The 23,066-nt window shown below is 40.9% G+C and carries 23 protein-coding genes and 11 tRNA genes; 31 read left to right on the top strand and 3 right to left on the bottom strand.

The genetic code is table 11. From position 1 onward, the window contains the following. Window positions 1-190 precede the first annotated feature (190 nt). Window positions 191-1,273 (top strand): D-alanine--D-alanine ligase, encoded by a 1,083-nt coding sequence (locus OTG27_RS25720; RefSeq protein ID WP_063574489.1) that lies wholly within the window; start codon window positions 191-193, stop codon window positions 1,271-1,273. Window positions 1,274-1,425: 152 nt separating this feature from the next. Next, complete coding sequence (locus OTG27_RS25715) at window positions 1,426-2,808, top strand: UDP-N-acetylmuramoyl-tripeptide--D-alanyl-D-alanine ligase (RefSeq protein ID WP_268938504.1); 1,383 nt, start codon at window positions 1,426-1,428, stop codon at window positions 2,806-2,808. A gap of 50 nt (window positions 2,809-2,858) precedes the next feature. Here the strand turns inward: OTG27_RS25715 and OTG27_RS25710 are convergent, their stop codons facing one another. After that, window positions 2,859-4,010, bottom strand: a complete 1,152-nt coding sequence (locus OTG27_RS25710) for a PP2C family protein-serine/threonine phosphatase (RefSeq protein WP_268938503.1) — start codon at window positions 4,008-4,010, stop codon at window positions 2,859-2,861. Between the two features lie 1,357 nt (window positions 4,011-5,367). On the opposite strand from OTG27_RS25710, the gene cshA reads away from it, so the two are divergent. The 3 genes from cshA to OTG27_RS25695 all read left to right on the top strand — a co-directional run bounded on the left by cshA (window position 5,368) and on the right by OTG27_RS25695 (window position 9,009). Next, a complete protein-coding gene (cshA, locus tag OTG27_RS25705; protein ID WP_034306393.1) occupies window positions 5,368-6,867 on the top strand; it encodes a degradosome RNA helicase CshA in 1,500 nt (499 codons plus the stop codon). A gap of 212 nt (window positions 6,868-7,079) precedes the next feature. Next, window positions 7,080-7,553 carry a PH domain-containing protein gene (locus OTG27_RS25700; RefSeq protein WP_034306614.1) on the top strand — a complete coding sequence of 158 codons (474 nt, stop codon included), beginning with the start codon at window positions 7,080-7,082 and terminating at the stop codon, window positions 7,551-7,553. Continuing rightward, a complete protein-coding gene (locus OTG27_RS25695) occupies window positions 7,546-9,009 on the top strand; it encodes a PH domain-containing protein (protein WP_268938502.1) in 1,464 nt (487 codons plus the stop codon). The genes OTG27_RS25700 and OTG27_RS25695 overlap by 8 nt, the downstream gene beginning before the upstream one ends. Window positions 9,010-9,035: 26 nt before the next feature. Here OTG27_RS25695 and OTG27_RS25690 read toward each other — a convergent pair whose 3' ends face one another. Further along, complete coding sequence (locus OTG27_RS25690) at window positions 9,036-9,626, bottom strand: rhomboid family intramembrane serine protease (RefSeq protein WP_057277208.1); 591 nt, start codon at window positions 9,624-9,626, stop codon at window positions 9,036-9,038. 107 nt (window positions 9,627-9,733) lie between these two features. On the opposite strand from OTG27_RS25690, the gene acpS reads away from it, so the two are divergent. The 14 genes from acpS (at window position 9,734) to OTG27_RS25620 (ending at window position 21,046) form a co-directional block, all read left to right on the top strand. Beyond that, a complete protein-coding gene (gene acpS / locus OTG27_RS25685; RefSeq protein ID WP_268938501.1) occupies window positions 9,734-10,084 on the top strand; it encodes a holo-ACP synthase in 351 nt (116 codons plus the stop codon). A gap of 241 nt (window positions 10,085-10,325) precedes the next feature. After that, window positions 10,326-11,330, top strand: coding sequence for a LolA family protein (locus OTG27_RS25680; RefSeq protein WP_268938500.1), 1,005 nt, complete (start codon window positions 10,326-10,328; stop codon window positions 11,328-11,330). A gap of 219 nt (window positions 11,331-11,549) precedes the next feature. Then, on the top strand, window positions 11,550-12,737 hold the full coding sequence (alr, locus tag OTG27_RS25675) for an alanine racemase (RefSeq protein WP_268938499.1): 1,188 nt from the start codon (window positions 11,550-11,552) through the stop codon (window positions 12,735-12,737). Between the two features lie 160 nt (window positions 12,738-12,897). After that, entirely contained in the window at window positions 12,898-13,179 is a 282-nt protein-coding gene (locus OTG27_RS25670) for a CopG family ribbon-helix-helix protein (protein ID WP_034306380.1), read from the top strand. A 7-nt stretch (window positions 13,180-13,186) separates the two neighbouring features. After that, the gene (locus tag OTG27_RS25665; protein ID WP_034306610.1) at window positions 13,187-13,537 is read left to right on the top strand and encodes a type II toxin-antitoxin system PemK/MazF family toxin; all 351 of its coding nucleotides are present in this window, start codon (window positions 13,187-13,189) and stop codon (window positions 13,535-13,537) included. A 385-nt stretch (window positions 13,538-13,922) separates the two neighbouring features. Beyond that, window positions 13,923-14,750 (top strand): RsbT co-antagonist protein RsbRA, encoded by an 828-nt coding sequence (locus tag OTG27_RS25660; RefSeq protein WP_214807355.1) that lies wholly within the window; start codon window positions 13,923-13,925, stop codon window positions 14,748-14,750. 2 nt (window positions 14,751-14,752) lie between these two features. Beyond that, window positions 14,753-15,109 (top strand): STAS domain-containing protein, encoded by a 357-nt coding sequence (locus OTG27_RS25655; RefSeq protein WP_034306376.1) that lies wholly within the window; start codon window positions 14,753-14,755, stop codon window positions 15,107-15,109. A gap of 3 nt (window positions 15,110-15,112) precedes the next feature. Then, a complete protein-coding gene (locus OTG27_RS25650; RefSeq protein WP_048682056.1) occupies window positions 15,113-15,514 on the top strand; it encodes an anti-sigma regulatory factor in 402 nt (133 codons plus the stop codon). 9 nt (window positions 15,515-15,523) lie between these two features. Continuing rightward, complete coding sequence (locus tag OTG27_RS25645; protein WP_034306371.1) at window positions 15,524-16,534, top strand: PP2C family protein-serine/threonine phosphatase; 1,011 nt, start codon at window positions 15,524-15,526, stop codon at window positions 16,532-16,534. A 59-nt stretch (window positions 16,535-16,593) separates the two neighbouring features. Further along, complete coding sequence (locus OTG27_RS25640) at window positions 16,594-16,926, top strand: anti-sigma factor antagonist (protein ID WP_034306369.1); 333 nt, start codon at window positions 16,594-16,596, stop codon at window positions 16,924-16,926. After that, window positions 16,923-17,396, top strand: coding sequence for an anti-sigma B factor RsbW (rsbW, locus tag OTG27_RS25635; RefSeq protein ID WP_034306366.1), 474 nt, complete (start codon window positions 16,923-16,925; stop codon window positions 17,394-17,396). The genes OTG27_RS25640 and rsbW overlap by 4 nt, the downstream gene beginning before the upstream one ends. Continuing rightward, the gene (gene sigB / locus OTG27_RS25630; protein ID WP_034306363.1) at window positions 17,374-18,162 is read left to right on the top strand and encodes an RNA polymerase sigma factor SigB; all 789 of its coding nucleotides are present in this window, start codon (window positions 17,374-17,376) and stop codon (window positions 18,160-18,162) included. The genes rsbW and sigB overlap by 23 nt, the downstream gene beginning before the upstream one ends. Then, window positions 18,159-18,770, top strand: coding sequence for a PP2C family serine/threonine-protein phosphatase (locus OTG27_RS25625; protein ID WP_222620049.1), 612 nt, complete (start codon window positions 18,159-18,161; stop codon window positions 18,768-18,770). The genes sigB and OTG27_RS25625 overlap by 4 nt, the downstream gene beginning before the upstream one ends. A gap of 92 nt (window positions 18,771-18,862) precedes the next feature. Continuing rightward, entirely contained in the window at window positions 18,863-21,046 is a 2,184-nt protein-coding gene (locus tag OTG27_RS25620) for a Tex family protein (RefSeq protein WP_268938498.1), read from the top strand. A 74-nt stretch (window positions 21,047-21,120) separates the two neighbouring features. On the opposite strand, the gene cmpA is transcribed toward OTG27_RS25620, so the two are convergent. Then, on the bottom strand, window positions 21,121-21,240 hold the full coding sequence (gene cmpA, locus OTG27_RS25615) for a cortex morphogenetic protein CmpA (protein ID WP_089364909.1): 120 nt from the start codon (window positions 21,238-21,240) through the stop codon (window positions 21,121-21,123). 83 nt (window positions 21,241-21,323) lie between these two features. On the opposite strand from cmpA, the gene OTG27_RS25610 reads away from it, so the two are divergent. The 12 genes from OTG27_RS25610 to OTG27_RS25555 all read left to right on the top strand — a co-directional run bounded on the left by OTG27_RS25610 (window position 21,324) and on the right by OTG27_RS25555 (window position 23,064). Continuing rightward, window positions 21,324-21,803 (top strand): SprT family protein, encoded by a 480-nt coding sequence (locus OTG27_RS25610; RefSeq protein WP_063574480.1) that lies wholly within the window; start codon window positions 21,324-21,326, stop codon window positions 21,801-21,803. A 132-nt stretch (window positions 21,804-21,935) separates the two neighbouring features. Further along, window positions 21,936-22,010, top strand: a tRNA-Asn gene (locus tag OTG27_RS25605). A gap of 8 nt (window positions 22,011-22,018) precedes the next feature. Beyond that, window positions 22,019-22,109 (top strand) — tRNA-Ser (locus OTG27_RS25600). A 20-nt stretch (window positions 22,110-22,129) separates the two neighbouring features. Next, window positions 22,130-22,201 (top strand) — tRNA-Glu (locus tag OTG27_RS25595). A 25-nt stretch (window positions 22,202-22,226) separates the two neighbouring features. Then, a tRNA-Asp gene (locus tag OTG27_RS25590) sits at window positions 22,227-22,302 on the top strand. 79 nt (window positions 22,303-22,381) lie between these two features. Next, window positions 22,382-22,456: transfer RNA gene (locus tag OTG27_RS25585), tRNA-Gln, on the top strand. 10 nt (window positions 22,457-22,466) lie between these two features. Further along, window positions 22,467-22,542 (top strand) — tRNA-Lys (locus OTG27_RS25580). 9 nt (window positions 22,543-22,551) lie between these two features. Then, window positions 22,552-22,633: transfer RNA gene (locus tag OTG27_RS25575), tRNA-Leu, on the top strand. Between the two features lie 59 nt (window positions 22,634-22,692). Further along, a tRNA-Leu gene (locus OTG27_RS25570) sits at window positions 22,693-22,778 on the top strand. Between the two features lie 18 nt (window positions 22,779-22,796). Continuing rightward, window positions 22,797-22,873 (top strand) — tRNA-Arg (locus OTG27_RS25565). Window positions 22,874-22,880: 7 nt separating this feature from the next. Continuing rightward, a tRNA-Pro gene (locus tag OTG27_RS25560) sits at window positions 22,881-22,957 on the top strand. Window positions 22,958-22,990: 33 nt separating this feature from the next. Then, window positions 22,991-23,064, top strand: a tRNA-Gly gene (locus OTG27_RS25555). The last annotated feature ends 2 nt before the right edge of the window (window positions 23,065-23,066 follow it).

Raw genomic sequence — 23,066 nt, 5'->3', positions numbered from 1 at the left:
TGTAAATGCCCGATTGCGACGCACAGGATGTGCTAGCACAGGAGTTGCCACAGGATGTGGCGGTTTTATCCTGTGTTCCGCTGAATAGTAATCATTGGAAAAGCCACAATGATGGAAGTTTCGCTTTATCCGTTTTAGTGTAAAGTGATACAATGAACATGGTTAAAAGAATATTGGAGGGTAATAACTCATGAAAACTAAACTTGGTTTGCTTTATGGTGGAAAATCTGCGGAGCATGAGGTTTCTATGCAGACGGCTTTAGCGGTCATTAAAGCTCTCGATTTAGCAAAGTTTGATATATATCCGATTTACATAACAAAAGATGGTTCATGGATTAATGGACCAAAGTTAACAGGTCCTGCCGAGAATGTGGAGGCTTTGACATTTTCACCGGAAAAATCGAGCTCGCCTCTTGCCTTGCAAGCACATTCAACTGATGAAGATAGTGAATCAACAGGGTATGATGTAATTTTCCCATTGCTTCACGGACCGAATGGAGAAGATGGAACCGTACAAGGGATGCTGGAACTGTTGAACCTTCCTTATGTAGGGAATGGCGTTTTAGCTTCTTCAGCAGGAATGGATAAGGTCATCATGAAAAACATTTTTGCCCAGGCAGGACTTCCTCAAGTGAAATACACTTGGTTCATTCGTTCCGAATGGGAGAAGAATACTGAAAGTGCCATCAAAAAGGTAGCGGATGAATTGGGGTACCCTTGTTTTGTCAAACCTGCCAATTTAGGTTCAAGTGTCGGTATCAGCAAATGTAATGATGCTGATGAACTGGAAAAAGCGGTAGCGGAAGCTTTTCAATTCGATCGGAAGATCATCATTGAAGAAGGGGTCATTGCTCGTGAACTCGAGTTTGGTATTCTTGGTAATGATGAACCGTCTTGTTCAGTGGCAGGCGAGATCATCCCAAAGAAAGATTTTGCCTTCTATGATTATTCAGCAAAATATGTAGACGGTAATTCAGCGATGGTCATTCCGGCGGAGATAACGGAAAGCGAGTATGCAGCTTTATCCGAAATGGCCATTACTGCCTTTAAGTCATTGGATTGCTCTGGATTGGTCCGCGCAGATTTCTTCTTGACGCATGAGGGGCAAATCTATATTAATGAAGTGAATACAATGCCTGGGTTTACTCCTTTCAGCATGTTTCCGTTATTGTGGAAGCACACAGGTGTCGACTATCCAGCGTTAATTGAAACACTCGTGAAACTTGCCTTGGAACGTCATCAGGAAAAACAACAAATCAAATATACAGTTTGATCATGCAGGTAAAGTATCAGTAAACTCCACAATCCATCATGCCTTGATTTGATGGATTCCAATCAGCAGGAACCGGTGCGATTTAAACTGGTTTCTGCTTCGTTTGGTTAACGGAGAGCGATTAACGGTTCGATGAATGTAGGAGGAACAAAATGATAAAGAGAACGTTAAAACAAGTACAAGAAATGGCAGGGGGATTGAATGATATCAGTCCATTCCAGTCCAAAGGAATTAATGGGGTTACCATCGATTCAAGAACGGTTAAGGAAGGATGTTTGTTCATTCCGCTTAAGGGAGAGAAGGTTGACGGCCATGAGTATGTCAAGCAGGCTTTAGCGCAAGGGGCTGCAGCTTCCTTTTGGCAAAGGGATGTTCCGAATCCTCCTGATGATTTACCGATAATCATTGTCGAAAACACTGAGAAAGCACTTCAACAATTGGCGCGTTCTTACCGCCAGGAGTTGAATATAAAAGTCATTGGGATAACAGGGAGCAATGGTAAGACCACTACGAAAGATATGACCGCTGCGCTGCTGGCCACTGCCTATAAGGTTCATAAAACCAATGGAAACTTCAATAATCATTTAGGTTTGCCGCTAACGATACTTTCTATGGCACAGGATACGGAAGCGGCTGTTTTGGAAATGGGGATGAGCAGCCGCGGTGAAATCGAGTTCTTATCCAAAATGGCAAAGCCTGATGTAGCGATCATTACCAATATCGGTGAATCACACTTATTGGATTTAGGATCACGCGAGGAAATCGCTAATGCGAAGTTGGAAATTGTCGAAGGTTTGGCGAAAGATGGAACGCTGATATATCATGGTGATGAACCATTGCTTCGCAATCGGATCAAAAAGGATTTTCCTGATTTAAACGTAATATCTTTTGGACGTACGGAAGAAAATGATTTATATCCACAGGCCATCAGCCAAGGGGCGGACAGTACCACGTTTACCATCGCAAGCGGTGATAAGGAGATCGGTTATGAGATACCTGTGTTAGGTCATCATAATGTGCTAAATGCGTTGGCGGCCATCTTGGTTGCTGAAGAATTCAATGTGGATGATTCTTCGATCCGTAAAGGCCTATCGACCATTCAGTTGACTAATATGAGGATGGAATTGGTTGAAGGCGCAAAAGGACAGAAAATCATCAATGATGCATATAATGCCAGTCCAACTTCAGTCAAGGCGGCAGTGGAGTTGGTTGAGGGCTTATCTGGATTCGAGAATAAGATCCTTGTATTGGGAGATATGTTAGAGTTAGGGCCGCAGGAAAAAGACTTTCATACGAAAATTGGTGAATTGATTTCCAATGAGCGGATTGATAAGATTTTCACATATGGTCCTTTAGCCGAGTTTATTGCCAAGGGAGCGAGCAAGTCTTTTTCATCGGAGCAGGTTCGCCCTTTTCAAGATAAGCAGGAGCTTATAGAGGAACTTAAGTCGTCCACACATGAAAATGACATCATACTTGTTAAAGCTTCCAGGGGCATGAAGCTGGAGGAAGTCGTTCAAGCTCTACAAAAATAAAAAATAAAGAAAAGGCCGTTTCTTTTTTGAAACGGCCTTTTTTATTGTCTTTAAAACAGTGTCCCGGCTATAATGCAGATGTCATCGTTAATCATTGAATGCCTCATCCTTGAGACCAATAGCTCCTGAAGAAGGTCATTTGTATCGAGATGGACATTTTCAATGAATTCCCTCTCGATATTGTCAGACCGGTCAATGGCGGAAGGTATGGGCGTTTTAGACAGTCCGTCTGTATAGATGATGAAACGGCTTCCTGGTTCATAATGAAAGACTATTTTTTTTATGGGCAATTCGGGGATCAGTCCGCTTGGGGTGGCCCCTTCGTTTAAGTTGAGAATTTGATTGGTGCATGGGGAATACAAAAAGGCCGAAGGAAGTCCGTAGTTCACATATTCGATGAGTCGATCCTTTGTATTCACGTATGCGATGAAGGCTGTAATACGAGCATGTTTTTTGTTTTCCCGATTAACTCCTTGAAATAGATCCCGAATATGTTTTCCCAGTTCCTCTGTTATGTAAATGGGGTCTTTTACCCGTTTGATAAGGTCGGGCATCAAAGTCCTTATGGACATGTTTATAAGTGCTGTGTGGATACCTTTTCCAAATACATCGATCATGATGAAGCCGTATATCCTGTCGCCGACCTCCGCCCAGTAAAATAAATCCCCAGAAAGCTCACTCGAAGGCTGAAAAAGGCCTTTGACCTCTATATCTTCATTATTGATCGACAAAGGTAAACTTGAAAGTTGAATCCCCTTTGCAATTCGCAGGCTTCTTGCTGATTTTTGGTGTATCTTTTCAAGCTCTTGCCCCTTCATTTTTGCCGAAAACAATTGCATGCTGATGTTTTTGAGTGACTTTAATTTAATCCGGACTTCTACTGAATCGGCAGGGACTGCCATGGTTTCATAAAAGGTCTTTTCCGGTAAGGTATGAGGGGGCTCCATTCCTAAAGCGCGTTTGTAAATGAATAAGATAGGGATTTCGTGAGATTCAGCTAAGGCAAATAAAGAAGTTTGCTGCCAAGAATCTGTTGATATGTGCAAAGGCAAAATAAATAATGATTTCATTAAGTCCGATGAATCTTCGAATAGATGACTTTGATTGAGTGGATCCTCCAAAAAAGTGACTTTCTTGTTCATTTTCTTTAAGATTCGACCAAAATCCTTACATAAAGGAACATCTATTGTGAATATGTTCATATAACCCCCCGTTGATTTGTTGATAGGTCAATCATACTGTATTTAGACTAATTTACTATAATTTTTACACAAAAAGATGAAATTTTCGAAAAATGAATGATTCCATATACCTGGAAATTCATTCGTGATTAGCCCTTTCTTCCAACGGGGGTAATCGTGGAAGGGGGTTATCGTTAGATTTTAATCCTTCCTGAAAAAGGTTTGTTGAAACTATTTGATTTAAACTCATATCATATATAAATGGATGTTCGTTTTGTGAAAAATTTAATTGGATACAGTTAGTCGACAAGAGGCCGGGATGCTCTCATCCCGAACCATGATTTTAACAGGATTAGGTTCCGGTTTTGTGAAATCCTCCTAATTGGATTTCTGAAGCCACTGGAACGGTTTTTAAATAAAAAACTGTAGAAAAACTCGCTTTCTTCAAATTTGTCTAAGTTTGAATCCACTTACGCATAAATGGATATAGTAAAACGGTGAACCTATTGATGAAATAGTCAGTCCATGTGTTTTTTTAGCCCATTATTGAATGAACAAGCGATATTCTTACTCAAAAGTGTCACGGCTGCATATTTAACAGGAAGAAATGACTAATTTTTTCATTTTTGAAACTGTCTAAAGTTTTTAGTAACTCTGAATGGGCGATATCCTTTATTGCATTAACAGTTTGAAAATGGTAATATGAGTATGAGTTTAAATGTCTTATCATTGATGATTATTTAAAATTAATCAGGTTGAGGCAACAAAATTGTATGTTCTTACATGTTTCATGAGTTCATTCTTGAGATTATTTTAGATTAAATAGGCCTCGCGTCTGGTCATATATAAAAGCTGCATCTCTTGGCGGCTTTAGTAGCTATTAGGGAATCAAGCCGCATTTAAGCGCTTTTCCACTTCTGCAAATCCTCAACGCACCGGGCCTGTTTTGTATAAGAATCTTGGCTCTCGTCAAGTTTTGTTCATACAGTCTTTTTAAGTCTGATGAATAATAGGTGCAGCAGCCCTCACCTGAATAAAACGGTGAAACACCCGTTTATGCTACTTTTAATTTTCCATATTGAATTTAATTTTGGTTACATGTACTTTTAAAAAGATGAGCGTAGGTTAATGATAAGTCTACACGTGCGCGAAGTTAAAAATGCCAGTGAATGTCCGTACTGGTATATTTCCTTTTTAAAAAATCATATTGAGTTCATTTGAACTAAAAGGCAGACATACTTTTAGGTGATAATGATAAACTTTTTATAAGAGATAAAGAAGAACATCCGTCATGATGATGAGGATTTGAACTAAAACATCTGTGCATGATCCATGAATGCACGTGTAAATTTACGATATAAAAAGGAGTACGAAAACATTGACATTGTTTAGCGAATTAGGATTAGATAGAACGTCCATGAAATCAATAGAAAAAATGGGATTTGAAGAAGCGAGCCCGATTCAATCCCAAACGATACCTCTAGCACTTGAAGGTAAAGATATCATTGGTCAAGCGCAAACGGGAACAGGTAAAACAGCAGCATTCGGTATTCCATTGATGGAAAACATCGATATTAATAACGAAAACGTGCAAGGGATTGTCATTGCACCTACACGTGAGCTTGCCATTCAAGTTTCCGAGGAACTTTTCAAGCTTGGTTACGGAAAACGCGCTCGTGTACTTGCTGTTTATGGTGGACAAGACATCGACCGCCAAATCCGTGCTTTAAAGAAAAAACCACATATTATCGTTGGTACGCCAGGTCGTCTTTTAGACCATATCAAACGTAAAAATATTAAATTAGGCGGAGTTCACACTGTAGTTCTTGATGAAGCGGATGAAATGCTTAACATGGGATTCATTGAGGATATCGAATTGATCCTTTCAACGGTTCCTGACGAAAGGCAAACATTGCTTTTCTCAGCTACAATGCCTGATCCGATCCGTAAAATTGCTGAAAGATTCATGCGGGAACCAGTTCTTGTACGTGTAAAAGCAAAAGAAATGACAGTGGATCGTATCGAACAATATTACTTGGAGTTAAAAGAAAGTGAAAAATTCGATACACTTGCACGCCTTTTCGATATTCAAACACCGGATCTTGCAATTGTCTTCGGACGTACGAAACGCCGTGTCGATGAATTGGCATCTGCATTGAATATCCGCGGTTATATGGCTGAGGGCATTCATGGTGACCTTAGTCAGGCAAAACGCCTTTCTGTTTTGAAAAAGTTTAAAGACGGCAGCATCGATGTACTCGTTGCTACTGATGTTGCTGCACGTGGACTTGATATTTCCGGCGTTACTCACGTATACAACTTTGATATCCCTCAAGATCCGGAAAGCTACGTTCACCGTATTGGACGTACAGGACGTGCGGGTAAACATGGTATAGCCATTACGTTTGTAACACCAAGAGAAAGAGGCCAACTGCATGCAGTTGAACATACAACGAAAAAACGTATGGAGAAACTTAAGACTCCTACGTTAACTGAAGCGTTGGAAGGTCAACAAAAAGCAGTAACGGAAAAAATCCTTAATACAATCGAGAATGAGGATTTAACTTTATACCTTGGTCAAGCGGAAGAATTATTACAAAAACATAGCGCAGCGGATTTAGTTGCAGCCATGCTTAAATCAATGACAAAAGAACCGGATCAAACGCCTATCAAGTTAACGGAAGAATCTCCGTCTCCAATGCGTCGCAATCGCGGAGGAAGCAGTTCTTCTGGCAACAGACAGCGCAATGGCCGCAGTTCTTCAGGCAGAAAAGATTACGGCAGCGGATCAGGGAAACGCCCAAGCACGAACCGTAAATCGAATGGTTACGGAAACCGCAGCACGAGCCAAAAAAGAGAAAAAACTAATAAGATTTAATTGAATTGGGAATGCCGCTCATTTGAGCGGCATTTTTTTATGTGCATCACCAACTTCTTCATGTAAGGTATCCGCGGTTTTTGGATGGAATGCCCACAGCCTTTGTTTGAAAAGGGGTTAATTTCCAGTATTTAAATATAGTATAATGGATGAAAGCAAGGATGGATGATGATGATTCAATTAGCATTACCTGTCCGGAAGAGGAGAAGCACATGGAACCTGAAAATCGTATATCGAATAAGGCCTTAACCGTATGGAAAATCAGTGGTCTTATAAGCTGTTCAATAACCTGGATTATAAGCATCGCCGTACTCGTGCTTACAATCATTTTTGATTGGACATATTGGGTGATTGGCGCGTTGGTCCTAATTTCGACAATCCAATCCTATCTGGCCATCTTTCTGATTCCGTCCGTTAAATGGAAGAGGTGGCGTTACGAAGTAAGAAATACTGAAATTGATATCCAAAGCGGTATTTTCATCATTAAAAGAACACTCATACCCATGATAAGGGTTCAGCATGTTGAAACGAAGCAAGGGCCATTATTAAGAAAATACGATTTAGCCTCCGTTGAAATTTCCACTGCAGCGACTCTTCATGTTATCCCTGCCTTGGACCTTGCAGAGGCGGATGAATTGCGGCATTATATTTCGAGAATGGCAAGTGTGGAGGAAGAAGATGTCTGATCCTAAAAGGCTTCACCCCATAGCTGTATTGCTTAACATCATTAAATCGATTAAGGAGTTAGTCATCCCTTTTTTATTAGTGGTCGTCATTCCTGGGAAGAATGAAGGAATTCCCGGATGGATACAACCGCTGGTCATTGCCATTATTATACTTTTGATTATAGGGAATGCTTTCTTGCAATGGTTACGCTTTACATATCGGATCGAAGAGGGAGAATTCAGAATTGAGTCCGGGGTATTCGTAAGGAAGAAACGGTATATAAAGTTTGATCGGATTCATAGCATAGATATATCAGAGGGCATCATCCAGAGGTTATTCAGCCTGGTGAAGCTGAATATTGAAACGGCAGGCGGGTCTCAGGCGGATGCCGTATTATCAGCCATAAGGAAAAGTGATGCGGATCGAATCAATGCTTATATAAGTGAGGGGAAAAATGCGTATAACCCATTTGATAGGGATAAAGATGAAGTCGCGGATAATGAAATTGTTGCAAAATCATCTTCCGTTTTTAAGCAGACACTGCCGCAATTATTCGCTATGGCTGCCACTTCGGGAGCGGTAGGTGTCTTCCTATCCGGGGCAGTCGCTTTTATTTCACAGTTCGATGAAATGATACCTTTTCAGAGAATATTTAAGGATTATGAAGATTTTATTGAAATGGGGACCTTCATTCTGACCTTGTTTGCCCTTGTGGCTTTATTGGCGGTTTATGTGCTGGCCACATTAAGTATGGTAATTAAATACGCTTCCTTTACCGTGATAAAAACGGATGAGGAGATCGTTATTTCCAGGGGGCTTCTCGAGAAAAGACGGCTGACAATCCCTATCCATAAAATTCAAGGTATCCGGATCATGGAGAATTTAATTCGAAAGCCATTGGGATTGGCGACGGTTTATATTGAATATGCGGGAGGGAGCATGGAAGATAAAGAAAGTCTTTCCATCATGCTGTTCCCTTTAATCAGAAAGAAGCATTTACAGGGAAAAATCCTGGAAATTTTACCGGTTTATGAAACGGATACGAAGATGAAACCAATACCCAAGCGTGCACTTTCCAGGTATGTGTTTCGAAAGTTTCTATACCTTATCCCGATCATCGGTGCCTTGGTATGGTTTTTCAGACCTTGGGGTTATCTTTCCTTCTTGCTTGTACCGTTGGCGATTTTTTGGGCATACATGCAATATAGAGATGCAGGTTGGAGCATAGAAGGGAATTTATTACTATTGAGCAGCCGTTTTTTCACGAAGCAAACATTGATCATGCAGAGAAGCAGAATTCAATCAATCACATATAAAAAAAGCTGGTTTCAGAATCGAAAAGAATTAGTCACCATTACAGCATCGATTAAATCAGGAATTACCTCCCGGGTCGGTATGGTTGCTGATATGGAAGAAAAGGATTGCCTAATAATTAAATCATGGTATTTACCTGAAAAAGCAGTCGACTCCCAATGATTGAAAGGAAGAGTCGGCTGTTTGGCCTACCATTTTTTTCTTAGGAATAATGGAGCGGTTAAAAAGCCGGTTGCCATTCCAGCCAAATGACCGACAACGTTTATCTGCGGTTGGATGAAAGTCATGATAATGGCAATTCCGGTCAATGTATATACTGTATTTCTTTCGTTGTTCGTAAAATTGGTTTTATTGAACAGTACAAGATATAGAAAGAATCCGAGTAAACCAAAAATTGCTCCGCTAGCACCTACGTGGTTATATGTCAGTGGGTTAATCAGGAAGGTTGCGATATTGGCAAGGATCCCTGTCGATAAAAAGAAGATTGAAAACTTGAAGGCCCCAAGTAATTTCTCCAGGAATGGACCAAAGATGGCAAGTGAGAATCCATTAAACAGTAAATGTGTAAACGTGCTATGTAGAAAGATGGGGGTGATCAAACGCCACCATTGTCCATCAGCGATGTATAAATTCACACCTGTGCCATAATAAAAGAGTACATTGCCGGGAAGTGCGGGGAAAAGGACGAGAACGAATACAAGCATCATAATGAGTATGAGCACAGTTACAGCTCGATAAGAATTTGCATATTCGCGGAAGCTTTCTGTTCTTGTAAACATAAATTCCTCCTTATATCGTTTTTAATTGGATAAAATATTATCATTTTCATGTAAAAGAGTCCTCCTAATGATATGCAACTTATTAAATTAATAGAAGAGGTGTCAAAGTGATTAAAGGTATAGGCGTGGACATTACTGAGTTGGATAGAATGGAAACAATGATTAATCGGCAACCCCGTTTAAAGGAGCGTATATTGACGGAAAGTGAAATCTTGATTTTTGAAAAGTTAAATGGAAGAAGGAAGGTCGAGTATTTTGCTGGCCGTTTTGCAGCTAAGGAGGCATTTTCCAAAGCGAACGGTACAGGGATCGGTAAGCACTTATCCTTTTTGGATATTGAAATCATCTCGGATGATAAAGGAAAGCCGGTGATTTCAAAGCCGTTTTCTGAAGGGGTCCATCTTTCGATTAGCCATAGCAGGGATTACGCGGTTGCTCAAGTCGTAATTGAAGGGTGAATGGAGTTTTGTCCAATCGGGTCATAAACCTTAAGGTTGTCTCATATACATTTAGTGCTATAGGGAGACAAGGCCCGGTAAAAGGTACATGGCAGAGTAGGTGCTCTCGAAAAGTTTTTAGCCGGATCGAGAATGGTCCTGTCTAAAATACTGAGGAATTTAAGACATCAGTCGAGCCAATGTCCGGATCCTGCCTTTTCCTCTCCCTTTTACGTTCAAATGACAAAAAGGGGTTGAAAAGATGAAGAAGATGGTAATGCTTTTTGCAGGGATCATGCTCTTGCTTGCTCTTTCTGCTTGCGGCCAAAAATCGCAGAGTGACGTAGTTAGTGAATTGAATGAGAAGCTTGGTGAAATGAAAGGATATAAAGCTAACGCGAAGATGACATTAAAGATGGGGACAGAACCTCAAGTGTATAATGTGGAGATTTGGCATAAGGACCCTTCTTTTTACCGCGTGAATCTGAAAAATGAAGAGAAAGATCAAAGCCAGATGATTTTGAAAAATGATGATGGTGTATACGTTTTGACGCCTGCTTTGAATAAAAGTTTTAAATTTCAAAGCGAGTGGCCGGAGAACAGCAGTCAGGCCTATTTGTTCGAGTCGTTGGTGAAAGACATTACGGAAGATAAAAGTGCAACATATAAAGCAACGGATAAACACTATGTCTTTGAAACGAAAACGCGCTACCAAAACAATAAAATGTTGCCATATCAAGAGATTACTATAAACAAAAAGGATTTATCCCCAGTCAGTGTAAAAGTCATGGACCCTGATAGGACCGCTTTGGTTCTTGTTGAATTCTCAAAAGTAAAATTCGATACGAGTTTTGATAAAGATTCCTTTGACATGAAGAAAAACATGACAAGTGCACAACTTGAAGCTCCCGTTATGGCAGAAGTCCAAAATGAGGGGTTTGCAGTGAAATACCCTGAAAATATTGGCGATATGAATTTAACGGAAGAAAAAGAAATTACGACGGAAAAGGGAGAACGTGTCGTTTTGACCTATGAGGGTACAAAAAGTTTTACATTAGTTCAGGAAAAAGCTGAGGTAGTCCAAACTTCCGTTTCGACGAATGTGAATGGAGAACCTGTTGATTTGGGTTATACTGTCGGGGCCATGACGGGAAATACGATTGCATGGACTTTTGAAGGTGTCGATTACATGCTAGCATCAAAGGATTTGTCACAGCAAGAGATGATAGAAGTCGCCCGTTCGGTTGGGGAAGATCCAGTCAAATAGGATTACATAACAAGCTGATGTTTCCCGTCTCCTTACGAAGGTTTTCTTCTGGGAAGGATAGGCGGGGAAGCGGCTTGTTGACCTTTTTTAACCCATTATTTGATTTAGGCTGGCAGCCGGGAAATGAGGATCAAGGTGAAAAAGCACTTTATCTTTCTAGCGGTTGGTTATAGAATGGTCCTATAATGAAACGAAAACTTCGCTACTGGGAAGAATCTTATGGTGAGTATAGGAAAGAAGGAAAAGGTCTTGGAAACAAAAGTATTTCATCGAGATACGTGGGCAGAAGTAAATTTGGATAATATTTTTGAAAATATCTCTTCAATGAAAAAAAGTCTGAAAAAGGGCGTTAGTCTTTTCGCTGTCGTCAAAGCCAATGCTTATGGCCACGGGGACTATGAAGTGGCTAAAACGGCGCTTGATGCGGGGGCGGATTTTTTAAGTGTAGCTTTTTTGGATGAGGCTCTTGCCTTACGGAATAAAGGTATATTGGCTCCGATTCTTGTCCTTGGGGCTTCTAGGCCTGAAAGTGCAGCGCTTGCTGCCGAGCATGGTATTTCCGTGACGGTTTTCGATGAAGCATGGTTGGAGAAGGCAAAGGATTTGTTGAAACCGGGACAAGTTTTGCAAGTCCATGTAAAAGTGGATAGCGGCATGGGGAGAATCGGCATTCGAGATAAAGGTCAACTCATGAAAGTGGAAAGTTTGCTTAAGAGGGAAACTTGTTTCAATTTCCAAGGGATATTCACTCATTTCGCGACTGCGGATGAAATGAAGACGGACTTATATGAAAAGCAGCTTGCCTTTTTTAAAGGGATGCTTTCCGAATTGACGGGAAAGCCGGAATATGTTCATGCAGCCAATAGTGCAGCTTCTCTAAGGTTCACCGATTCAGAATGGAATGCAGTAAGAATGGGGATTTCCATGTATGGTTTGAGTCCTTCCATGGAGATGAAGCCGATATTGCCATTTCCATTAAAACAGGCTATATCATTGAGAACGGAGATGGTCGCGGTTAAACAGCTTGCTAAGGGTGAAAGCGTTAGCTATGGAGCGACTTATACGGCTGAAGGTGATGAATGGATTGGAACTTTGCCAATCGGATATGCTGACGGCTGGATCCGTAAGCTGCAAGGTCAGGAAGTTCTTGTGGATGGAAAAAGAGTGCCCATAGTTGGAAGGATTTGCATGGATCAATGCATGATCAAGCTGCCTGGACCATACCCTGTAGGAACTGTGGTCACATTAATCGGGAATGATGGGGATGAATCGATTACTGTCGATGAGATAGCGGCAAAACTGGAAACGATCAACTATGAGGTGACATGCATGATAGGAGCAAGAGTGCCCCGCATATATTTGAAAGAAAATCAGGTGAATCATGTACGCAACTTCATTTTGGAATGAGCGGATTGTAAAAAAATCCTAAGATTGTGAATAAGATTTCCTTTATTATGCTGATAATAGGATTGAGAATAGAATATACTCTTTGCAGATAGGCATTTTAATGGTAATATTGAAAAGGATATATAATAAAGGTGTGTAGTGATGGTGGAGGTGTATGTTTGTGTCTGAATCCAGCGCAACAAGAGAGATATTAATTCGATTACCTCAAAATTTTTTAACAGAGTTAGACGGGTATGCGAGTGAGGAAAATGTGAATCGCAGTGAATTTATTTATCGTGCCACAAAAATGTATCTTCGCGAACGTAAAAAGAAAGAGTTTCGTGAATCGATGAAACGCGGTTATATTGAAATGGCGGCCATTAATTTAACGATTGCTTCTGAAGCCTTCCAGGCTGAATTCGAGGCTGGTCATTGCGTTGAACGATTAGTTAGCGGAGGCTGAGCCATTGATTGTTGTTAAGCGTGGTGACGTATACTTCGCAGACCTTTCCCCGGTAGTCGGTTCAGAGCAGGGTGGAACCCGTCCGGTACTAATTTTACAAAACGATATTGGTAATCGCTTTAGTCCGACTGTGATCGTGGCAGCCATTACAGCTCAAATTCAAAAAGCGAAATTGCCTACACATGTTGAGATTAATGCAAAAAAGTACGGATTCGAACGGGATTCCGTCATTTTATTAGAACAGATCCGGACAATCGATAAGCAGCGTTTAACTGATAAAATTACGCATCTTGACGAACCGATGATGCAAAAAGTCAATGAAGCTTTGCAAATAAGTTTAGGCCTCATTGAGTTTTAAAGAAAATTTTTCCCGTTAAACCGGGCGTTATTATAATACAAATCATTCTTGATATTATTTAGATGGCACGATTCCTGAACTGTGGGAATCGTGTTTTTTTTATGAATTAACATAAACATGTGTCCAAAAAGTAAACAGGGAGGAAATATAAAAAATTTGACGAATAAAAACAGTATACAATAAGATATTTGAAAGTTTTTTATAGTATCCTCCAAACTTTTCTTGGAATGATGTTTTTCTTACCTGAATTTCGGGTATATAGTTATGTTGTAAATACCTAAAAAAAGCCTCTAAGGAAATCCAAATGGCATAACATTACAGTTAGTTAACATCCTTGTGACGTGGACAGGGAAGCATAGCAATTGTGTTAGAATGGGAGGATATTATGAATCAATTGGTTTACGATTTTATTAAGCAAAATCAAGATTACATCCTTACTGAGTGGATGGGCATCATGAAGGAAAGCACGGACGAAAGATTAATTAAAGTCGTCTCAGATCAAATGTTCACGCAAACGAGCAGTGAATTTATAGATATGATCATCACGAACGTTGATAGTAAAAACAAGGAATTCACATTGAAGCTTTCAGATTTTGCCGAGAAAGTCGTCCAATTGGGATGGCCTCTTACTTTCGTCAATGAAGGACTTCATAAATTCACGTTAATTGTCATAAATGGAATGGTGGAAAAGGGTCTCGTTACTCCGGATAATCAAGTCAATCTTGTTAACCATTTGGATAAATGGGCGACACCGATAAATAATGAAATAGTCAATATATATACCCAAACTTGGGAAAGAACGGTTTCCATGCAAAAAATAGCGTTGCAAGAACTTTCGGCACCGCTCATTCCCGTATTGGAAGGCATTACGGTCATGCCCTTGGTTGGTACGATAGATACAGAACGTGCCAAACAGATAATGGAAAACCTGCTGACCGGCGTGGTTAAGCATAGATCTGAAGTTGTTCTGATTGATATAACGGGCGTGCCGGTCGTGGATACCATGGTTGCCCACCATATCATTCAAGCAGCGGAAGCAGTCCGCTTAGTGGGCGCCAAATGTATACTATGCGGCATCCGCCCTGAAATTGCTCAAACCATCGTTAATCTTGGCATTAATTTAAATGAAGTGATTACAAAAAATACGTTGAAAAAAGGGATAGAAGTTGCGTTGGAATTAACGAGCCGTAAGATCGTAAAGGTGGAGGGATAAGGATGAGGATTCCGATATTAAAGCTTTATGACTGCTTGTTAGTCTCTATACAGTGGGAATTGGATGATATGACAGCGCTCCAATTTCAAGAGGATTTACTGCATAAGATTCATGAAACAAGCGCGAATGGCGTAGTTATAGATATTACCTCAATAGATTTTATTGATTCTTTTATCGCAAAGGTATTAGGCGATGTCTTTAGCATGTCTAAGCTTATGGGGGCCAAAGTTGTAATTACGGGAATCCAGCCTGCTGTTGCAATAACATTGATTGAACTAGGAATTAGTCTCGATGATGTTCTGACAGCATTAGACTTAGAGAAAGGCCTGGAGAAATTACAACAGGAATTGGGGGATTAAAGAATGGAGTTCCAATCCTGCGTAAAAATCATAAATGAATGGGACATCGTAGCTGCAAGGCAGCTCGGAAGAAATGTCGCTAAAGAGTTGGGGTTCGGTACTGTAGACCAGGCCAGAATCACAACGGCCATTAGCGAATTGGCCCGAAACATATACCTATATGCTGGACAAGGCAGTGTTAGCATAGAAAAGCTAAATATAAATGGGAAGTCAGGATTGAAAATCATTGCAGAAGACCAAGGGCCGGGAATTGAGGATATCCGCAGAGTCATGGAAGATGGATATACCACCTCAGGGGGGCTGGGGGCAGGCCTTCCTGGAGCCAAACGTTTAATGGATGACTTTGATATTGAATCGATACCGGGTGAAGGGACTAAGATTATCGCGACGAAATGGCTCCGTTAGGGGGGGACTATGGATATTAGGGAGAACATGGAGAAAAAGTATCATGAGGCGCTTTCTACTTATCTTAAAGACCAAAATGAGCAGGCACTCTATCAAGGGCAGAAGATTAGCCGCCTACATATCAAATACAATATATCTCCAGAAGAAATCATAAGTATGCATAAAAATAACTTAATGGAACTTTACCCGGAATTACCGGGAAAAGTATTGGATTCTTTCGATTTTCTGCTAGAAGTCATGATGGGCTACGGCATTGCATACCGTGAACATCAAAGCCTCAGACATCAACAGCAGGAATTGAAAACGGAAATCGAGATAGCGGCAAACGTTCAACATACTCTTTTGGAAACGGAAATACCTGATATCAAAGCTCTTGAAATTGGGGCGATCAGTGTTCCTGCGAGGCAGATGAACGGGGATTACTATCACTTCGTCCAGGATGAAAATGAGCGTATAGGTGTTGGGATAGCCGATGTCATAGGAAAAGGGATCCCTGCTGCGCTGTGCATGTCGATGATCAAATATGCGATGGACAGTCTTCCGGAGCATCGTCATGAACCGAAAAGTGTACTTGAGAGTTTGAACCGGGTTGTGGAGCATAATGTTGATCCAAGCATGTTCATAACCATGTTCTATGGTTTATATGATCCGCATGACAGGCAATTTTCCTATGCTTCAGCCGGACATGAACCTGGATTTTACTATGACGCAGCTACAGGTACTTTTAGCGATTTGGATGCAAAGGGCTTGTTGCTTGGCGTTGATAAAAAAACAAGGTATCGCCAATATGAAAAAACGGTGAATCGTGGCGACATGATCATTCTATTATCTGACGGAGTAACGGAGTGCCGCACGAATGATGGGTTCATAGAAAGGGAAACGCTTATTGGTTTGATTAAAAAAAATATGCATTTGCAAGCCCAGGAAATGGTGAATAATATATATAAACAATTGGAGAAAATGCAGAACTTCCAACTGAGGGATGATTTTACATTAATAATTTTAAAATCAAATGTTTAGCATTGTTACTGCTGGGTATAGATATAGGAATGAAGAGGATTTGAAGAGGTGGGTCAAGGATGAATATAACAGTAGATGTTAATGAATTGAATACTGAATTTAATGTAAAACTAAAAGGTGAAATCGATGCTTATACTGCGCCGAAACTAAGAGAATCACTATTTCCAATTTCAGAGCAGGAAAATGTTTCGATTACTATTGATTTAACTGAAGTTTCGTATATGGATAGTACGGGACTTGGGGTATTTGTCGGTGCTTTTAAAAGTGTTAGGGCACATAATGGCGAGTTCACGTTAGTTGGATTATCGGAAAGGTTACGACGTTTATTTGATATAACAGGTCTTGCAGATATCATTGATATAAAAAGTGGTACAGAGGGTGGGTTAGAATGAGTCAAGTATATGATTACATCGAAATGAAAATACCTGCAAAACCAGAATTCATCGGTGTCATTCGGTTAACGCTTTCTGGAATTGGAAGCCGGATGGGATTTGCGTATGATGAAATAGAGGATTTGAAAATCGCTACCAGTGAGGCTTGTACAAATGCGGTACAGCATGCATACAAGGATTCTGAAAAAGGTGAAGTGAAAGTAAGTTTCGGCCTTTATCCTGACCGTTTGGAGGTCATGGTTTCCGATAGTGGCAAGAGCTGTAATTTCGAGGAGGTTCGTCAAGGGCTAGGTCCATACGAAAATGGACAAAAAGTCGAACTTTTGAGAGAAGGAGGCTTGGGTCTTTACCTTATTGAAACTTTGATGGATGATGTAAAAATTCATCAGCATGATGGGGTTACTGTATTTATGACTAAGTTTTTAGAAGGAGAGCAGGTGGAGATGGATGCAAAAACAGTCTCAACCTAATCAGGCACAAAGAGAACAGGTAAATGAATGGATCAGAGCTTACCAGCAGAATCAAGATGAAGAAGCACAGAGTAATCTCGTCATCCATTATAAAAGTTTGGTTGAAACAATCTCCCGTAAGTATGCGAAAGGGAAATCATTTCAGGAGGATATCTCCCAAGTCGGCATGATTGGTCTATTAGGTGCCATTCGACGATATGATGAATCTTTCGGTAAGAGCTTTGAGGCATTTGCCGTCCCTACTATTATCGGGGAAATCAAAAGGTTCCTTCGTGACAAAACATGGAGTGTCCATGTGCCAAGGAGAATTAAGGAACTAGGTCCGAAAATCAGGGTGACTGTCGAGGAGTTAACGACAACTCTGCACCGTTCACCAAGAATAGATGAAATAGCCGATAGTATTGGCGTGACCGAGGAAGAAGTTTTAGAGGCGATGGAAATGGGAAAAAGCTATCAAGCTTTATCCGTGGATCATTCTATTGAGGCGGATTCTGATGGCGGCACTGTCACATTGCTTGATATATTCGGAAATGTCGATGAAGGTTTTGAAAAGGTCAATCAGCGACTTGTGCTTGAAAAGGTGCTTCATGTGCTGAGTGACCGTGAAAAGATGATCATTCAACATACTTATTTAGAGAATTTAAGCCAGAAAGAAGCTGGCGATAAGCTTGGGATTTCCCAAATGCATGTGTCAAGGCTCCAACGCCGCGCGATAAAGAAACTTCAAGAAGCCATTAATGCTGAAAACTCGGAGTTAATTCAGTGATCAAAGATATTCTAAGGGGAGAAAAAATAGAAGTCCTTGTCTCACAATCGTCTAAAAACGGGATGGTTTACTGTGGTGATGATTACTTTTTTCTTCATACGGAAGAATACTTTGTATGTGTCCTGGCAGATGGGCTAGGCAGCGGGAAAAATGCATACGATTCCTCCCATGCCGTCATCGAGGAAGTGAAACGTAATCATGAGTTGGATGTGGAAGCACTAATGGCAGTGTGCAATCAAGTTTTAGTCGATAAACGGGGGGCAGCCGTTTCCATTTTGAAAATCTTTTATGATAAGAATGAATTTGTATACAGTTCAGTGGGTAACATCCGCTTTTTCCTGTATAATCCAAACGACGATAAACTCGTTTACCCTTTACCTGTTACAGGGTATTTATCCGGCAGGAAACAAAAATACAGGACGCAAAGATACAAATATGAACCAAATGCTAAATTCATTCTTCATTCCGATGGTTTGGAACTTAAGGGAGCTAAGTCTTTTTTAAAAAGGCTGGTCCCTATCGATAAGAACGCCCAATGCATATTAAAAAGCAGTCCATTAACTGCAGATGATACAACTTTCATTTTAGGAAGCTTACTTTCGCCATAATTCGGAAGTGAGCTTTTTTGTATGGAATTCGCAACTTCATCGCTCATTTGCTAGACTATATATATTAGAGCAAAAGGTTGGAGGTATACAAAATGATCGTTGTAGAAGATACATTAAAAGAATTAATAAAACAAATATCCAATGAGCTGACTTTGAAAAATCATCAAGTTCAAAACGTCATACAGATGCTGCAAGAGGGGAATACTGTCCCTTTTATTGCACGGTATAGAAAAGAAATGACGGGTTCACTTGATGAAGTGCAGATTCGTTCCATTATGGAAAGATGGAACTATCTAGAAAACCTTGGCCAGAGGAAAGCGGAAGTTACTCGTTCAATTGGTGAACAGGGGAAATTGACGGAAGAATTAACAAAACAAATCGAAAAGGCAACAAAACTGCAGGAAGTCGAGGATTTATACAGGCCATTCAAACAAAAAAGGAGAACGAAAGCGACAGTTGCTAAAGAAAAGGGGCTTGAACCACTGGCTAATTGGCTTTTGGAATGCCAAATGCATCCTCGAGTCAGCGAAAAGGCAGCCGAATTCATATCGGCAGAAAAAGAAGTTCCTTCTATTGAAGAGGCTATTGCAGGTGCGCAGGATATCATAGCTGAACATATTTCCGATGATGCAGAATTAAGGAAGTGGATAAGGGCCGAAATTTTCAAAGCTGGAAAAGTGATTTCAACTGTGAAAAATGAAGAGAAGGACGGGAAAAAAATCTTCGAAATGTACTATGAGTATGAGGAGCCGGTTCAAAGAATCGTACCTCATCGGGTGTTGGCGCTGAACAGAGGTGAAAAGGAAGAGGTTTTGCGAATCTCCATTCAGCCCCGGTCTGAAGTCATCGTTGGTCATCTGGAACGTAAAATCATTAAAAATAACAAATCTGAAGCCCAAGTTGTTCTTAAATCTGCGATAGAGGATGGACTTAAGCGTTTGATCATGCCTTCTGTAGAGCGGGAAATCAGAAAAGAGCTGACGGAAAAAGCTGAGGATCAAGCTATCCACATTTTCTCTGAAAACCTCCGGAACCTGCTCTTGCAGCCTCCGCTTAAAGGAAAAGTGGTCCTCGCCTTAGATCCGGCATATAGGACTGGCTGTAAGCTCGCTGTCATTGATGAAACCGGAAAGGTACTTGATATCAGTGTAATCTATCCGCATCCTCCTGCTGCGAAACTTCATGCTGCCCGTGAAAAAACGATCGATATACTTCAGCGGTTCTCGGTTGAGATCGTGGCAATCGGCAATGGAACGGCATCACGTGAATCAGAGCAATTCATTGCAGATATTTTGAAAGAAGTGAAAGGGAACATTTCATATATCATTGTTAATGAAGCGGGAGCCAGTGTGTATTCAGCTTCAGATATAGCACGTGAAGAGTTTCCGGATCTTCAAGTTGAACAGAGAAGCGCAGTTTCGATAGGAAGAAGGCTTCAAGATCCTCTTGCTGAACTTGTTAAAATTGATCCGCAATCTGTGGGGGTAGGCCAGTATCAACATGATGTGTCTCAGAAAAAGTTAACGGAATCCCTCACCTTTGTAGTGGAAACAGCTGTTAACCAGGTGGGTGTTAATGTCAATACGGCTTCATCGTCTCTCTTACAATATGTAGCTGGTTTATCAAAATCGGTTGCTCAAAATATCGTGAAGAAAAGGGAAGTGGAAGGGAAATTTCAAAGCAGGAAGGAATTAAAGAAGATTCCCCGGCTTGGTGCCAAAACATATGAACAATGTATAGGATTCTTACGTATCATTAATGGAGATGAACCTTTAGATCAAACCGCGATACATCCTGAGAACTACAGTGCCGTGAATAAATTATTGAAGAAAATGGGATTCACATCTGAGGATTTAGGCAGTGATGCACTGAATGAAGAGTTAGGTAAGCTAAATCCTGCTGATTTGGTCAATGAATTGGAAATTGGGGAAATTACGATCAAAGATATCATCGATGATTTGATGAAACCGGGAAGAGATCCTCGGGATGAGTTATCAAAACCGCTGCTTAAGCAGGATGTACTAAAAATGGAGGATCTGCAAACTGGGATGGAGTTACAAGGTACAGTGAGGAATGTTGTGGATTTTGGTGCGTTTGTGGACATCGGTGTTAAACAGGATGGACTGGTGCATATTTCTAAACTGAGCAACCGGTTTGTAAAGCACCCATTGGATGTAGTTGCCGTTGGGGATGTTGTCACAGTCTGGGTCGAACTAGTTGACTCCCAAAAGCAAAGGGTATCTTTAACGATGCTCGAGCCAAAGGATCAAAACTAGCCTAAGGTAAGCTCCTTCTATATTAGAAGGGGTTTTTTTGAAATGATGTATTTATATTTGGAACAATGTCGAATCTATAATCTGAGACTTTCTTTCTTTTGATAAAAAAACCAACATTGATTCAACATCTTCACTTGATAATAATCCTTTTCATAAAAGGCTTTGCGGATTTGATTCTGGAACCAATTAGGCATAGCTTTTCCTCCCTTAGTTTCCTATTGTATTATTAGTCTATGTTATAATGGGTTGTCATGTTACCAAGGAAAGGGAGGGGGAAATGGATAATCGTCAATTGCAAAAACTAGTGGAAGAAATTTCGTTGAAAGACTTTAAAAAGGCCTTTAGACACCAAGCGAGTTTTAATCCGCGTCTCCGGACAACAGGAGGACGATACTTGCTCCGTTCACACAATATAGAAATAAATAAGAAGTATCTTGATGAACGCGGTGTGGAAGAATTGATTGGAATCATTAAGCATGAATTGTGCCATTACCATCTGCACATCGAGAAGAAGGGGTACCAGCATCGTGATGCGGATTTTAAGCATTTACTCAAAAAAGTGGGGGCACCGAGATTTTGCGAGCCGCTGCCATCTAACCAATTAAAGAAAAAGATGAATACAATTCAATATAAATGTGAAGACTGTCAGCAGGTATATATAAGAAAAAAACGAATCGACACTACCCGTTTCGTTTGTGGTAAATGTCGTGGAACATTGATTTACCAAGGGTTTAAGGAGCAAAAAACAAAAAAATAAAAAAACACAAAAGAACTCTTGACTTTAGGTTGCAACCTCTTTATAATCATAAGAGTCGACAAGATAACAACTTGTCCTTAACGACAAACACTAAGGTCCTTGAGCGTGAAAAAGGAACCCAATTTTCATTATTCCGCAGTAGCTCAGTGGTAGAGCATTCGGCTGTTAACCGAACGGTCGTAGGTTCGAGTCCTACCTGCGGAGCCATTTTTTTTGGGGAAGTACTCAAGAGGCTGAAGAGGCGCCCCTGCTAAGGGTGTAGGTCGCGTAAGCGGCGCGAGGGTTCAAATCCCTCCTTCTCCGCCAGTTACATATTTTTATATCAAGGCCCATTGGTCAAGCGGTTAAGACACCGCCCTTTCACGGCGGTAACACGGGTTCGAATCCCGTATGGGTCACTTTATTATACACAATCAAAATACTGGTCCCGTGGTGTAGCGGTTAACATGCCTGCCTGTCACGCAGGAGATCGCGGGTTCGATTCCCGTCGGGACCGCCATTTTTTCTTAAAAAAAACTTGCCAAATAAATATTATCGTGATATAATATTATCCTGGCTGTTAATTAGTGTTTGATTATTGGGCTATAGCCAAGCGGTAAGGCAACGGATTTTGATTCCGTCATGCGAAGGTTCGATCCCTTCTAGCCCAGCCATTTTTATTTAGAGCCATTAGCTCAGTTGGTAGAGCATCTGACTTTTAATCAGAGGGTCGAAGGTTCGAATCCTTCATGGCTCACCATTTATTTTCGCGGGTGTGGCGGAATTGGCAGACGCACCAGACTTAGGATCTGGCGCCGCAAGGCGTGGGGGTTCAAGTCCCTTCACCCGCACTGATATTTTTCTTCTTGACATCAAGTTGAAAAGGTGTTAAACTTACAAAGTCGCTTTCGCGGTCGTGGCGGAATGGCAGACGCGCTAGGTTGAGGGCCTAGTGGGGGAAACCCCGTGGAGGTTCGACTCCTCTCGGCCGCACCAATAACATCATAGAAATTAGCGCCCGTAGCTCAATTGGATAGAGCATCTGACTACGAATCAGAAGGTTGTAGGTTCGACTCCCGCCGGGCGCACCATATTTTACGGGAAGTAGCTCAGCTTGGTAGAGCACTTGGTTTGGGACCAAGGGGTCGCAGGTTCGAATCCTGTCTTCCCGACCATTCTTTCTTTCTGAAAATACTTTAAAATTAAATGCGGGTGTAGTTTAGTGGTAAAACCTCAGCCTTCCAAGCTGATGATGAGAGTTCGATTCTCTTCACCCGCTCCATT

Origin of the sequence: Peribacillus sp. AS_2 (assembly GCF_026891895.1) — a bacterium.
In the GTDB taxonomy this organism is placed as follows: Bacteria; Bacillota; Bacilli; order Bacillales; family DSM-1321; genus Peribacillus; species Peribacillus frigoritolerans.
The sequence above is the reverse complement of the archived record's forward strand: the minus strand, read 5'-3'. Positions and strand labels throughout refer to the sequence as shown.